Source organism: Halobacillus litoralis (genome assembly GCF_009856355.1).
In the GTDB taxonomy this organism is placed as follows: domain Bacteria; phylum Bacillota; class Bacilli; order Bacillales; family Halobacillaceae; genus Halobacillus; species Halobacillus litoralis_B.
In genome coordinates this window covers 24,421-38,495 of sequence record NZ_WMEW01000003.1, presented here as the reverse complement: position 1 = coordinate 38,495, position 14,075 = coordinate 24,421, and the positions used below count along the sequence as shown (strand labels likewise).

Below are 14,075 nucleotides of genomic sequence, written 5' to 3'. Positions count from 1 at the left end.
AAGGTAGGTCTTTTCAATTTTAAAGAACGCCCAAGGAGCGGAAACCCTTCCACTCCTGCGGAAGAACGAGTGGTCCGAGATCGCCGAGCGTGGGGTTTGCGAGGAAGCTCGGGCTCCCGTGTCCGCGGAAAGGGGAGGGAGCTTACGCTCCTGGCGGTAAGAAAGAAAAAAGCTTGTAAAGAAACAGGGGTTTCTCTACAAGCTGAGGATACCCGGCAGTGGGTGTCCTTTTTTTTTACTCTTCCTACACAATCCGTTCCATTTCCTAAAGAAAACGAGCGAACAGTGGACCGACAGTCATGATCAAGGAGACAACCGTCAGACTGATCACAGCTAAGCGTGGAAGCTTCCGGTTTTCTTTTCCCTTATACCATCCTGTGAATTGGAGGAAGTTCCTGTATAAGATAAACAAAAAGACCCAGATGCCGGCAGCGCCGATGACCCGGTATCCTTCGGGAACTTGAAAAACTTCATAAAGCGGGCCGAACACGGTATACCAGAGCAGCCCTCCGATGAGAGGGAGCATCACCAGGATACGAATGAGTTCAAGGAACATGAGTGTCATGGATTTCACGAAGACCCCTCCTATCCATATAAGTGTAGCGTAACTTGACATTAATGGAAATCGTTCCTTGAAAAGGAAGCTGCGGGAAGACCGGTTTCATATCGAAGAGAACGCACAGCAAATCTGTGTGTATGATTTTCATTGACAATGATAATCGTTATCAATTATGATGTAGATGTGAATCAGGAAGGGAGAGAAGGCAATGCAGGAATGCTTATTTGTTGTCAAATCCTTTACGTACGAAAAAGGAAGTCGCGAGTGCTCATGTCATCAAACGATCCGGTTTGAAAAGGGAGATCGTTTACATATTGTTCAAAACCCCTACGCTGTAGCGAACCGCGGATGGTATGTCCTTGTGCGCAGGAACGAAGAGGGCGCATTCCCGATGTCCGCCCGGTTTGTCCAGGATCTTTACGACAAAAGGGCTGTGTATACGAAGATGGATGTCCAGCTGGCTCTCAACTATTACACATATAAAATCAATCAGGCACTGGAAAGTAAAGACGAGCAGAGTTTCCGGATCCATGCGGGTCTCCACGCTCGGTTTTCCGGTTATCTTGAAGACAGACTCGTCAAAGGTGTGTGACCCATGGCACGAATTTTGATAGGTTTTGCCAGCATGTCCGGCAATACAGAAGAAATGGCTGATCTGATCAAGGAACGTCTGGAAGAGGATCACAAGATCCACATGGATGAACTGGAGGAAATAGAGCCTGGATTCCTGATGGATTTCGATGCGGTCATTCTGGGTTCCTATACATGGAATGATGGGGATCTGCCATATGAAGTGGAAGATTTTTATGAGGATCTGGAAGATATCGATCTGACGGGGAAAGGGATTGCTGTCTTCGGATCAGGAGATACCTCTTACCCACAGTTCTGTGAAGCTGTCCATACATTTGAAGAGCGGTTAACAGCCGTTGGTGGTGAACGGATGACTGGAGCTTGGAAAGTGGATATGCACCCGGATAATGAAGAGGATATCGAGCACCTCCAAAGATTTACAGCTGAGATTATGGAACATCTTGGGCATTTGATACAATTGAAATAAAATTTACAAAAGTGGCTTTTCACTAGGGAGCGTTTACATAAGCGCCGTTGTGGGAAGCTGCTTTTTTATAGTTTGGAATGGAAAAATAATGGCAGAACTTTTTTATTTCTCACGGGGGGTTCCTGTGCTATACTCCCTCAATGTGGCTTTTATAGACCATAAATTGTTTGATAATTCAAAGGATTACGCAGAAAAGGAGTATCATCATGATTTTCACTCAAGCCCTTATACAAGAGCCTATGGCGGTCTTCGCCTATCTAATAGCCATCGTCGGCATTGTCTTCATGTTAGCGACGGTTGACTATGCACCACTGAAAAAATTCTTCGGCTATCTGCCGCCGTTGATCTGGATGTATTTTCTTCCGATGCTGTCGACGACATTCGGCATCATCCCGCAGAGTTCAGACCTTTACAGTTTCTTAAGTACTTATATGCTTCCAGCGGGTCTGCTGCTTCTTATGATCAGTACGAACGTTCCGGCCACTTTGAAACTCGGCGGAAAAGCGGTCCTCGTTTTCCTGGCAGGAACACTCGGCGTCGTCATCGGCGGTCCGGTTGCTTTCGCCCTGTTCCAAGGTGTGCTTCCTGATGAAGCGTGGCGTGGAGTCGGAGCGCTTGCCGGAAGCTGGATCGGTGGATCCGGTAACATGGGAGCGATGATGGCTGCCTTTAACACCCCGGATGATATATTAAGTCCGATCATTTTGACTGATACACTCGTCGGCATTGGCTGGATGGGTGTCATGATTTCCCTGGCCAACTTCCAGGACCGTTTCAACAAATGGAACAAGGCTGATAACTCTACGATCAAACGAATCAATGAAGAAATTGCAACCGATGTGGAGCGCAATGCCAAGCCGCTTCAGCTGCCGCAGCTGTTCGGTATTCTTGCCATTGGATTTGCCGGTTCCTACCTGATCCGTTTATTTGCGGATTTGTCGTTCATTCCAAAATCGGACGTCATGAATACATCGACTTGGACGTTCCTGATTATTACGGCTGTCGGTATTCTGCTTTCCTTTACGAAGGTCCGGAAGCTTGAATACTATGGGGCCAGCAAGATTGGGTATATGGGGATCTATCTGTTCCTCACAGCCATTGGTGCCCAGGCGAACCTTGTAGATATCGTCCAGGCTCCTCAATTCATCCTGATGGGAATAGTATGGCTTGCGATACACGTACTCTTTATTTTCATCGCTGCCCGTCTGCTGCGTGCTCCGCTGTTTTTCGTAGCTGTCGGATCACAGGGGAACATTGGCGGAACCAGTTCTGCACCGATTGTAGCCTCCGTATTCCAGCCGGCCCTTGCGCCTGTCGGTCTTTTAATGGGGATACTGGGTAACGTCGTCGGAACATACGCCGCCCTTCTATGTGGACAGCTCGCCCAGTTGATCGCCGGGGGATGAGCAAAAGCCCGCTTTTCTGATTGTTCAGGAAAGGCGGGCTTTTTTTATGAAGAGGGGGAAGGGCATGCTTTGTGTCCAGCTGTTTTACCCGGATACCTTTCAGTACACAATTTTATGACCCAGCCAGAGAAGCTTATGTTAACCAGTTAGAGTTGTCCATTTGTCGTGTGGAGAGGGCACGTTCCGTTTATCGGCGGATGCTTGCCGCGGCACGGCCTCAGCTGACTTGGTCAAGAAACCATTTGACCAAGTGGATCTTCGGCTCGCTGTTCCCGCAGGCGTCACCACCGAACACTCCTCGTGCAGGCGTTGATGACGGCTGCTTCCCGGAATAAAAAAAAGACTGCCCTCCATCCAGCAAGGGTGAGCTGGGTGAAGGGCAGTCTTTTTCGATTTTAAAGAATCCCCAAGGAGCGACTCCCCTTCCACTCCTGGCGGTAAGAAAGAAAAAAGCTTGTAAAGAAACAGGGGTTTCTCTACAACCAAAGAAGCTGCCATTTCGGCAGCTTCTTTTCGTTAAGCAGACTTTTCATCTTGTTCTTCTTCAGAATCAGATCCAGCCGCTTCATTAAATTCTTCTCTAAACGACTTGAGCAGACTGACGATCATCAACAGCAGTATAATCGTTAACGGGAACCCGCTGATGATCGCTGCGGCCTGCAGACCATCCAGTCCTCCGGCCCCCATGAGGATCATGGCGATCGCTGTCAGGATGATTCCCCAGCTCAATTTCATAAAGAATGGAGGGTTCAAGCTTCCGCGGGACGTCTGCATCGCAAGGACGAATGTGGCGGAGTCTCCGGATGTGATGAAGAACGTCATGATCAGAATCACCGCTACAAAGGAAAGCAGCCCGCTGAATGGAAGCTGGTCAAAGACATAGAACAAGGAAGATTCCATAGACTGACCGGCAACATTGACACCTTCTACAAAGTCGAAGTAGATACCGGCTCCACCGAAGACGCCGAACCAAAGAGTACAGACAAGAGCAGGTGCAATTACAACGGCTACGATAAATTCACGTACGGTACGTCCTTTGGATACACGGGCAATAAAGGAACTCACGAATGGTGTCCAGGAAATCCACCAGGCCCAGTAGAAAATCGTCCAGTCTTTTACCCATTGGTTGTTTTCCGCATCAAACGGGCTGAAACGCATACCCATTTGAACGAAGTTCTGCATATAGTTGCCAAGGGTTGTGGAATACGTTTCCAGTACAAACCCTGTCGGTCCGAGCAGCAGGAAAGCTGCAAACAGCACAACGGTCAGAATCAAGTTGATGTTACTGATGTACTTGATTCCTTTAGATAGTCCGGAAGCGGCGGAGTAAATGAACAGTACAGCCGTAATACCCATAATGATGAGTTGAACACCGTAGTTGTTCGGTACTCCCCAGAGATACGCCAGTCCGCTGTTGATCTGCTGGGCGCCGACCCCAAGAGAGATGGCAACACCGAAGATGGTAGCGAAAACAGCGATGATATCAACAATATAACCGGCCGTGCCGTTCATACGGTTACCGAACAGAGGAGTGAGCGTAGCACTCATCAGACCGGGTTTATCTTTTTTAAACTTAAAGTACGCTAAGACGAGGGAAACAATCGCATAAATGACCCAGGCGTGCAGTCCGTAGTGCAGATAGCTGATTTCAAGTCCAAGCTTCGCCGATTCGATTGTCTGGGCATCTCCCACAGGCGGGTTGGCATAGTGGGTGACCGGTTCTGTCAGTCCGTAGAAGAGAAGGGTGATTCCCATACCGGCACTGAACAGCATAGCGAACCAGGTCGGTGTAGTGTATTCGGGTTTATCATCTTTTTTTCCAAGCTTGATTTTCCCGTATTTACTGAAGGCAATGATGAAGGCAATAATGAGCATGAAGGTGACGGCGAATTGATAGAACCAGCCAAAGCGGTCAAGAATTCCGTTCCGAATGGTCATCATCGTATTTAAAAGGTGATCAGGGAAAATCGCTCCCCAGCTTACAAACACAATTCCTATTGCTAAAGCAATCCAATACATGGGTGACAGTTTATTCACGTTATTCCTCCTGAAATGTTTATCTCGTTCGTATAGTTCGTTCAGAAAAAACTTTATAAAAAGTGCATAAACAGCATTATATACGACGGGAAACATAAAATCCAGAAGTTCTCAAAAAGATGGAATATTTAAAATATTAAAACTCCCTGTCGCAGGACGGGGAGTTTTTGTTGGCCTTTTGTATGGATCGATCTATGCTGGGGGGCTCAGCTTGTGGTTCCCCGCAGATCGTTCTCGATTTCTTCCAGGCTGCGTCCTTTTGTTTCTGGTACATAGGTGTAAACGAATAGGAAAGCCAGGATACCAATCACGGCGAATAATACGAAAACCCAGGCGGTTCCGATGGCACCGAGGAGGATTGGAAAGAAAAGGGACACGACAAGGTTGGCTGCGGATAACAACAGCGTCGTAAAACCGGTCGCAGCCCCTCTGGCTTTGGTCGGGAACAATTCGGGCAGCATGACCCAGACGACAGGCCCCCATGTAGCAGAGAAGAAGATAATAAACAAACCAAGGAAAACAACGGTCAGCCAGGCGACGGCTGTGGTAAGCTCTGCTGTAAACAAGATGGCAGCCAGGACGGCAAGGCTTGTGACCATGCCGGCGTTACCGATCAGCAGCAGCTTTTTCCTTCCGAGTTTATCAATCGTCGCAATAGCCACGAGCGTCATCAGTACGTTCAATATACCGATTCCGACGGTTCCGAGAATTGAAGCTGAATCAGCCAGTCCTGCTTCGGTAAAGATTGTGGGAGCATAATAAATGACCGCGTTAATGCCGATTAATTGCTGGAATATGGCGATTCCGCTTCCCACAAGGAGCATGGGGCGGACCCATTTCGCTTTCAGGACATCCCATGTCCCTTCTTTTTCTGCTTCAATTTTCTTCATCTGCTCCATTTCTTTTTCAATTTCCTGCTCGTCTCTGGTCAGTCCCATTACCTTACGGGCTTCTTTTTCCCGATTCTGTTTGAGCAGCCATTTCGGGCTTTCCGGCATGAACATGACACCGACCGCAAGTACGACGGCAGGAACCGCCGCCAGCCCGAGCATCCAACGCCAGCCTTCCACAGGTACGAAGGCATAGTTCACGAGGTATGCAAGGACGATCCCGATGGTAATCATCAACTGGTTCAATGACCCAAGGGCCCCGCGGGAATCGGTAGGAGCCATTTCGGATAGGTAGACCGGTACGATGGCTGTTGAGCCGCCGACCGCCAGTCCGAGTATGACCCGTCCTGTGACGAGGAACGGAACGTTTGGTGCAAACGCAAGGACAAAGGATCCGGCTATGTAAATCAACGCAATGGTGAAGACCACTTTCCTTCGTCCGAACCGGTCGGAAACGTAGCCGCTCAGCCCCGCACCAACAATGGCACCAACGAGCAGTGAACTGACGACAAGGCCTTCCAGAAAGTCTGTAAGGGGAATATCATCGCTGATGAATAAAAGGGCTCCGGAAATGACACCGGTATCATATCCATATAATAATCCACCAAGGGCGCCGAAAAAGAAAATCCACCCTTTGCTAATTGAACGATTCATATCATGACCACCTTTTTTATATGTGCTAGATGGGTTCTACCACGAAATCCCGGCTTAAAAACAAGAAGATCTGTCACCATACAATTGAAAACGATCCCACATGGCTGTGTGGTGGGGATTTAGATGCAGCAAAATTTATTGTTGGAAATAGATGAGGACTCTAATCATCGAGGTTTAAGGGGAAGCAGACTGTCATAAGTGTCATCTTTGCAGGAAAGCCGGATGAAAAACAGGATTTGGCTCAGACTAGAAGAAAAGCACGGATGATGCCGATATAGTGCAATCCAAATTGGAGGAGTCGTTATGGCAGCCAATTCACACCTTTCTTCTGCCGAAATCGGGACATTATGGATGACCTATCAGGAAAAGACCTTAATCCTTAGGATGCTGGACTATTTTATTGAAAAAGCAGATGACCGGGAGTCCAAACAGATTATGGTTCATCTTCAGAAAGACATTGAACCCTATGTGGAGAAAATGAAGAAAATATTTGAAAAACACGGCCTTGAAGTGCCGGTTGGATTTACGGAGGATGATGTGACCAAAGAAGTTCCAAAGCTTTATGATAACGGGTTTGACATCATGTTCGTCCGGCTGGTGAATGAAATTGGTATGGGCATGCATACGCTGAACCTGACCATGTCCTACCAGAAGGAGATTATCGAGATATACCGGGAACTCACCTATTTAACACAAAAGTATTATGAAAAGTGCACCCAGTATCTGATTGAAAAAGGACTTCTTCCCCAGGCCCCTTATGTCTCCATCCAGAAACCGGTTGAGCATGTACAGGATAAGGATTATCTGAAGATGTTCAAGCCGATCAAGGGAAGGCGTGCACTGAATACAGTAGAGATGACCCATATACACCATGCGATTGAATCCAATGTGATCGGCATGCAGATGATTTACGGGTTTTCCCAGGTAGCCAAAGAACCTGAGGCGAGAGCCTATTTCCATGAAGGCGGCGAACTGGCTAAAAAGATAGTAAAGAAGCTGACGACGATCATGTTCGAAAATGATACGCCCGCTCCGATGACTCCGGGAGGGAATGTCACCCAGTCTCACCTCTCACCGTTTTCGGATAAAATGATGCTTTACTGCGTCAGCCTGTTCTGCAGCTTTTCTTTAGGAGGAAACTCCCTGGGCACAGCCTTCAGTCTGCGGAATGACCTCCCCGCCAAATTGTCCCTATTTATGAAGGATATTTTTGAATATGCCCATAAAGGGGCAAAATTGATGATTAAACACGGTTGGATGGAAGAGCCTCCTCAGACAGAAAAACATTAATCCTCTTCCCATTTGAATAAACAGCCTTTTGAACGGGAAGGTACATGGTAGTCTGAGTGGGAGGGTGAAAATCATGAACAAAATGAACCGTGGAATTGCTACGGCACTTTCGGCGATCGGAATCGCTCAAGCATTGAAAATTGTGACACATAAACGTGTGCATGGGGTATGGGACGTGAAACAGGTGGCGACCACCGGGGGCATGCCAAGCTCCCATTCTGCCGGTGTAGCCGCGCTTGCATCCTATATTGCTGCAAATAAAGGATCCCGTCATACAGAAACGGCGCTGGCTGTTATTTTCGGCGTCATCGTGATGTACGATGCACAGGGAATCCGGAGACACACAGGAGAAATCGCCCAGCTGGTGAACGACCTCGAAGATAATGTGGCTCAGATTTCCGGTGATTTTCCGAGCCTTGAATTTGTCGAACGTGAAAAAGAGCTGAAAGAACTGCTTGGCCACCAGCCTGTGGAAGTACTTGGAGGAGCCCTTTTAGGGATTGCGCTCGGCTATGCGTCCGCCCGAATAGAAGGGTAGGCCTTCTTCGACATTCAAGGAGGTGGAGAGTGTGAGGAAAGCAACCGTTTCACGTTCAGGGACGAACGTGGATGAAGTGAAGCGTTTGAATGCGTTGTCCGGCCTGTCTTATAACCAGATCAAGGAACGTCTGGCTGAGAGCCGGAAATCATAAGAGAGAAGACCCGGAGGCCCGGCCTGCCGGGTCTTCTCTTATGTTTAGGGATATAAGAAAGAGGAGAAATGAAAAGGAAAAGAAAGGGGGATCCTATGTCCATCAACCAGACCATCCTGCTATTATTGATCGGTTATCTTATTTTTACACTGGACAAGAAGCAGGAAAACCTTCCTGTCCCGATGATCCTTGTGTTCATTGGTATCGGCTTGTCCTTTCTTCCATACTTTTCAACTATTGAGGTAACTGAGCATCTGATTTATCATGTGTTTCTTCCTGCTTTGTTGTTCGTCTCTGCTTACCGGTTCCCACCGGAAGGGTTCAAAAGAAACAGTCACTTGATTATCTTCCTCGCCACCATTGGAATCATATTAACAGTGGGGCTCCTTGGTGCAGCCATTTATGCGGTAAGCGGACCTTTTCTTTCCTTGTCTTTGATCGGAGCCATGGTGATGGCGGCTGTTTTGACACCGACAGATCCGGTTTCTGTCGTCTCGATTTTGAAGAACTCGACAAGTGATGAAAGGATGGCGGATGTCGTGGAAGGGGAATCCCTGTTAAATGACGGAACAAGCATCGTCATCTTTTCTGTACTGATGGGGATGTACACAGGGCATTCAGATGTTTCGCTGTTTTCATTTTTCGGGGAATTTTTACTCGTCTCTCTTGGAGGAGTGGGTCTTGGTGCAGCCTTTGGATGGTTGATCAGCAAAGGAGTTCACTATACTCATAACCGCGAATACCAAGTCATGTTGAGTATCGTACTGGCTTATGGAATTTTTAATCTGGCCGAATATGTCGGAGTTTCCGGTGTGCTCGCTACAGTATCAGCCGGTTTACTGTTGTCTTTTGAATACGGGAAAACGATTAAGGAAGAGCACTTCAAAGAAACCCTGGATGGATTCTGGGGAGTTGTGGAGACATCAGCCCTTTCTTTACTGTTCCTTCTAATCGGTATTGAAGCAGCAGGCTACCTGGCTGCACCTCTATTAGGACTGGCGGTCATCGTTTTTCTCCTTTCCATCGTCGTCCGGTTTGTCGTCATTGCCGGTTCTACCCAGCTTTTTCCCCACTGGCGGAGGAAAATCAGCTGGCGGCATTCCGCTCTTTTGACATGGGCTGGTTTAAAAGGAACGATGTCCATATTTCTTATTTTATCGTTTGAAGCGGAAGCGGATGGAGGCGGTTCCTTTACGGCTCTTGCCTTTGCTGTCGTCATCATATCGCTTGTCCTCCAGAGCGTCGGCGTTGCACCGATATCCAAAAGACTATTAAAATCATAAAAGCTGTCCGGGATATTCCGGTACAGCCCCTTCCTGTTTCAAGCAGGCTGAATCCAATGCGTACGATGGTTAAATGATGGAATTTGGAAAAGGATAAAGGGAAGAGTTCAATTCATTGACATCGACGGATCATCTGGATTATGATACGGAAGTCATTAAAACATATAAACTTACTTGGTTTTACGGAGGGAAAATAAAATGAAGAAATTAACATGGTTGTTTTCAATCGGTTTCCTGGTACTTGTTCTTGCTGCCTGCGGGACGAGTGAGGATGAAAGTCAAAGTGCCTCAGAAGGCGGCGAGTCTTCGGAAACAGAAGCGGATGGAGAGGAAAACCTTCTGGAAGAAATTAAAGCCAATGGAGAACTCGTCATTGGAACAGAGGGAACCTACCGCCCGTACACGTTCCATGATGATAATGATGAACTGACCGGTTTTGATGTGGAAATCGCCAGAGAAGTCGCCGATCGTCTCGGCGTAGAAGCTAAATTCAATGAAACGAAATGGGATTCCATGTTCGCAGGGTTGAATGCCGGCCGTTTTGATATGGTGGCCAACCAGGTCGGAATTCGTGAAGACCGACAGGAGAAGTATGATTTCTCCAATCCTTATATTCAAACATCAGCTGTCGTGGTTACCAACGAAAACAATGATTCGATCCAGTCTTTTGAAGATCTCGAAGGAGTCAATACAGCCCAGTCGCTGACGAGTAACTACCGTGATATAGCAGAAGCTAATAATGCTGAAATTACAGGTGTGGAAGGGTTTAACGAATCCATGCAGATGATTGCCAGCAACCGGATTGAAGCGACCGTCAACGACCGCCTGTCTGTTTTGGACTACATGCAGCAGCGCCCGGAAGCTCCAGTGAAGATTGCCGCGCGTGCGGATGAAGCTTCTGAGAGCGGTCTGTTGTTCAGAAAAGGAAACGAAGAACTTGTGGATGCTGTCAATAACGCCTTGGAAGAAATGAAGGAAGACGGCACATATCTTGAAATTTCTGAGAAGTGGTTTGGTGAAGATGTATCTAAGTAATCTATTCACCAACCCTGACATGCAGGAAAAATACCTGGACATTTTTACAAGCTCTTTTCTCCCTTTGGTGAAAGGGGCTTTGTATTATACGATTCCTTTGACACTGATCACATTCGCTATTGGAATCGTGCTCGCTGTCATCACAGCATTGATGCGTTTATCGAATGTGAAATTTTTCAGGGGAGTGGCCCGCGCGTATGTTTCCATCATCCGTGGAACCCCGCTCCTCGTGCAGTTATTCATTATCTTTTTCGGTCTTCCGTCTCTTGGTGTAACCATCAGTCCTTTTTATTCAGCCATCATCGGTTTCTCCCTGAACATGGGAGCGTATAATTCTGAGATTATCCGAGCGGCTATTCTATCGATTCCGAAAGGACAGTGGGAAGCTTCCCAGTCGATTGGGATGACGACAGCACAGGCGCTGAAGCGTGTCATTCTCCCCCAGGCGACACGGGTATCCATTCCGCCGCTGTCCAACTCATTTATCAGTCTGATCAAGGATACGTCCCTGGCTTCCACCATCACCTATACGGAAATGTTCCGGAAATCACAGGAGATTGCGGCTCAAAATTACGAGTTCCTGCTTGTGTATTCCGAAGCAGCCCTTATCTACTGGATGATTTGTGTGGCGCTTTCGTTCGTTCAGGATCGTGTTGAAAATAGAATGGAAAGATATGTCGCCAAGTAGGAGGTCTGGTACGATGATTACAGTAAATAAATTGAATAAGTATTTCGGTGATCTACATGTGCTGAAAGATATTGATATGAACGTGAACCGCGGCGAAGTCGTTGTTGTGATCGGACCTTCAGGGTCTGGAAAAACAACCCTGCTGCGTTCCCTGAACATTTTGGAAACGCCGGAGTACGGTGAAATCACCATTGGGGAGCGTTCACTCGATTTCGGACGCACCCATAAGAAAAAAGAAACGGTGGAGTTCCGGAAGCAGACGGGGATGGTGTTTCAAAACCATAACCTGTTCCCACACTTAACCGCTCTCCAGAACGTCATGGAAGGCCCGATAACGGTTCAAAAAAAGCCGAAAGCAGAAGCAAGGAAGAAAGCAGCGGAGATTTTAGGTAAGGTTGGTCTTGGTGACAAACTGGATGTATACCCGCACCAGCTCTCCGGCGGCCAGCAGCAGCGCGTCGGCATCGCCCGGGCGCTGGCGACCGGAGTGGAAGTTATTTTGTTTGATGAGCCGACGTCAGCTCTCGACCCTGAGCTTGTGGCGGACGTTCTTGACGTTATGAAGGGGCTGGCGGAAGAAGGGATGACCATGGTCGTCGTCACCCATGAAATGAAGTTCGCCGAAGATGTAGCAGACCGTGTGATTTTCATGGATCAGGGGGCGATTGTCGAAGAGGGAACACCGGATGAGGTGTTTCATTCTACAAAAGAAGCCCGGACGCAGCAGTTTCTAAAGCGAATCGGACAATAGATACGAACGCGGCTTTCCCTGGAAAGCCACCGACTGTCGGGGAAATGCCCGGCAGTCTTTTTTTGTTGAATGAAATGGGAGGGCCGTGGGCCGCCGCCAGGTGATTATCTCCGTGCAAGATCCTCAGCATGAAGGGAAGAATTATGTTAGGGTTAACGATAACACTATTACCAGTAAAGGAGATTCCATGACACAGACAGGATGGAACTTAAAGCACAGCTATCAGCTGCTACCGGAACATTTTTATGCCAAAGTAGAACCGACACCAGTAAAAGCCCCGGCCTATGCTGTTTTCAACGGCGGTCTGGCTGCTGAACTCGGTCTGCCGGATGATTTGAAACACCACCCGGAATTATTGAGTGGGAACGAGCTTCCGGAGGGGGCGGATCCTGTAGCTCAGGCCTATGCCGGTCATCAGTTCGGTCAATTTACGATGCTCGGCGACGGCCGGGCCGTCCTTATCGGTGAACAGGTCACCAACAAGGGAAGACGTTTTGATATTCAATTGAAGGGCTCCGGCCGTACACCTTTTTCGAGACGGGGGGATGGCCGCGCAGGACTTGCACCGATGCTGAGAGAATATATGATCAGCGAAGCCATGTATGGGCTCGGTATACCGACGAACCGGACCCTGGCTGTAACGACAACCGGGGAACATATTCAGAGGGAAATTGAAATTCCCGGAGCTGTCTTAACGCGTGTCTCCAGCAGTCACCTCCGTGTGGGCACATTCCAGTATGCCGCTGGTCTGGGTGACGTGGATGCGCTCCGCCTGCTGGCCGACTACGCCGTTCAGCGCCACTATCCTGAAGCAGCGGGAGAAGAAAAACGGTATGCGGCTTTTTACGAAAAGGTGGTTGAACAACAAGCGGCTCTGATTGCTCAATGGCAGCTGGTCGGATTTATTCACGGTGTGATGAATACCGATAACATGTCCATCAGCGGAGAGACCTTCGATTACGGTCCGTGCGCCTTTATGGACGTTTATCACCCGGAAACAGTTTTCAGCTCCATCGATGCGAAGGGGCGTTACGCTTATCAAAACCAGCCGCCAATCGGCCAGTGGAACCTTGCCCGTCTGGCAGAATCCTTAATTCCGATTTTGGATGAGGAGGAAGACGCTGCGCTCGAAACAGCTCAGGAGATTCTCGGTAGATACGGATCGTATTATCAGAAACACTGGGTAAACGGTATGAGGGAGAAGCTCGGCTTTTTAACAGAAGAAAACCAGGATGAAGCCCTGATGGATGATCTTTTGGATATGATGAAAAAGCAGGAAGCGGATTATACGAATACCTTCAGAGCTTTGACCCTTGACCGGCCCGAAGAACTGCCAATGTGGAATTCTGTAGCTTTTTCCAGCTGGTATGATCAATGGAAAAAACGTCTGGAACGCCAGGACCAGCCGCTGGACCTCGCCTTCGCAAAAATGAAGCAGGCCAATCCTGCCATCATTCCCCGGAATCATAGAGTGGAAGAAGCGTTGGAAGCGGTGATACAGAATGATGACTATTCGGTGATGGAAAATCTTATGGAACAGTTGAAAAACCCTTACGAATATTCCGCTGCTCAGGAGCCTTACGCCCAACCTCCGGAGCCATCGGATCTTCCGTACCGGACGTATTGCGGTACATGAGTGAAACCGGCCTCTTATCTGGGGCCGGTTTTCTTGTTGAATGTACGTTGCTGGGCCTTTCTGCATAAGATAGGTCGAGATTGTAAGGAAGGGAAGA

15 protein-coding genes are annotated in these 14,075 nt (G+C 48.2%); 11 read left to right on the top strand and 4 right to left on the bottom strand.

Annotated features, from left to right (window positions below; translation table 11 throughout):
* Nucleotides 1-265: 265 nt before the first annotated feature.
* The gene (locus GLV97_RS06370; RefSeq protein WP_160889309.1) at nucleotides 266-574 is read right to left on the bottom strand and encodes a hypothetical protein; all 309 of its coding nucleotides are present in this window, start codon (nucleotides 572-574) and stop codon (nucleotides 266-268) included.
* Nucleotides 575-767: 193 nt separating this feature from the next.
* On the opposite strand from GLV97_RS06370, the gene GLV97_RS06365 reads away from it, so the two are divergent.
* The 3 genes from GLV97_RS06365 to GLV97_RS06355 all read left to right on the top strand — a co-directional run bounded on the left by GLV97_RS06365 (nucleotide 768) and on the right by GLV97_RS06355 (nucleotide 3,022).
* Entirely contained in the window at nucleotides 768-1,151 is a 384-nt protein-coding gene (locus tag GLV97_RS06365; RefSeq protein ID WP_160841359.1) for a hypothetical protein, read from the top strand.
* Between the two features lie 3 nt (nucleotides 1,152-1,154).
* A complete protein-coding gene (locus GLV97_RS06360; RefSeq protein ID WP_160889308.1) occupies nucleotides 1,155-1,616 on the top strand; it encodes a flavodoxin in 462 nt (153 codons plus the stop codon).
* Nucleotides 1,617-1,822: 206 nt separating this feature from the next.
* Nucleotides 1,823-3,022 carry a DUF819 domain-containing protein gene (locus GLV97_RS06355; protein ID WP_160839110.1) on the top strand — a complete coding sequence of 400 codons (1,200 nt, stop codon included), beginning with the start codon at nucleotides 1,823-1,825 and terminating at the stop codon, nucleotides 3,020-3,022.
* A 138-nt stretch (nucleotides 3,023-3,160) separates the two neighbouring features.
* Here GLV97_RS06355 and GLV97_RS06350 read toward each other — a convergent pair whose 3' ends face one another.
* The 3 genes from GLV97_RS06350 to GLV97_RS06340 form a co-directional block, all read right to left on the bottom strand.
* Nucleotides 3,161-3,310 (bottom strand): hypothetical protein, encoded by a 150-nt coding sequence (locus tag GLV97_RS06350; protein ID WP_160889307.1) that lies wholly within the window; start codon nucleotides 3,308-3,310, stop codon nucleotides 3,161-3,163.
* Between the two features lie 228 nt (nucleotides 3,311-3,538).
* Complete coding sequence (locus GLV97_RS06345; protein WP_337194082.1) at nucleotides 3,539-5,059, bottom strand: BCCT family transporter; 1,521 nt, start codon at nucleotides 5,057-5,059, stop codon at nucleotides 3,539-3,541.
* A 206-nt stretch (nucleotides 5,060-5,265) separates the two neighbouring features.
* Entirely contained in the window at nucleotides 5,266-6,603 is a 1,338-nt protein-coding gene (locus GLV97_RS06340; protein WP_160889306.1) for a sugar porter family MFS transporter, read from the bottom strand.
* Between the two features lie 303 nt (nucleotides 6,604-6,906).
* On the opposite strand from GLV97_RS06340, the gene GLV97_RS06335 reads away from it, so the two are divergent.
* The 8 genes from GLV97_RS06335 to GLV97_RS06305 all read left to right on the top strand — a co-directional run bounded on the left by GLV97_RS06335 (nucleotide 6,907) and on the right by GLV97_RS06305 (nucleotide 13,978).
* The gene (locus tag GLV97_RS06335; RefSeq protein WP_160839106.1) at nucleotides 6,907-7,893 is read left to right on the top strand and encodes a DUF3231 family protein; all 987 of its coding nucleotides are present in this window, start codon (nucleotides 6,907-6,909) and stop codon (nucleotides 7,891-7,893) included.
* 73 nt (nucleotides 7,894-7,966) lie between these two features.
* Nucleotides 7,967-8,431 carry a divergent PAP2 family protein gene (locus tag GLV97_RS06330; RefSeq protein ID WP_160839104.1) on the top strand — a complete coding sequence of 155 codons (465 nt, stop codon included), beginning with the start codon at nucleotides 7,967-7,969 and terminating at the stop codon, nucleotides 8,429-8,431.
* Nucleotides 8,432-8,462: 31 nt separating this feature from the next.
* Nucleotides 8,463-8,585 carry a hypothetical protein gene (locus GLV97_RS20125; RefSeq protein WP_263620904.1) on the top strand — a complete coding sequence of 41 codons (123 nt, stop codon included), beginning with the start codon at nucleotides 8,463-8,465 and terminating at the stop codon, nucleotides 8,583-8,585.
* Nucleotides 8,586-8,680: 95 nt separating this feature from the next.
* Entirely contained in the window at nucleotides 8,681-9,868 is a 1,188-nt protein-coding gene (locus GLV97_RS06325) for a cation:proton antiporter (RefSeq protein WP_160839102.1), read from the top strand.
* Between the two features lie 198 nt (nucleotides 9,869-10,066).
* A complete protein-coding gene (locus tag GLV97_RS06320) occupies nucleotides 10,067-10,903 on the top strand; it encodes an amino acid ABC transporter substrate-binding protein (RefSeq protein WP_160889305.1) in 837 nt (278 codons plus the stop codon).
* On the top strand, nucleotides 10,890-11,591 hold the full coding sequence (locus GLV97_RS06315) for an amino acid ABC transporter permease (RefSeq protein WP_160839190.1): 702 nt from the start codon (nucleotides 10,890-10,892) through the stop codon (nucleotides 11,589-11,591). Before GLV97_RS06320 ends, GLV97_RS06315 begins: the two co-directional genes overlap by 14 nt.
* A 13-nt stretch (nucleotides 11,592-11,604) precedes the next feature.
* Nucleotides 11,605-12,342: an amino acid ABC transporter ATP-binding protein gene (locus GLV97_RS06310; protein WP_160889304.1), complete on the top strand. Its 738-nt coding sequence runs from the start codon at nucleotides 11,605-11,607 to the stop codon at nucleotides 12,340-12,342.
* Between the two features lie 187 nt (nucleotides 12,343-12,529).
* Nucleotides 12,530-13,978 carry a protein adenylyltransferase SelO gene (locus GLV97_RS06305; RefSeq protein ID WP_160889303.1) on the top strand — a complete coding sequence of 483 codons (1,449 nt, stop codon included), beginning with the start codon at nucleotides 12,530-12,532 and terminating at the stop codon, nucleotides 13,976-13,978.
* The last annotated feature ends 97 nt before the right edge of the window (nucleotides 13,979-14,075 follow it).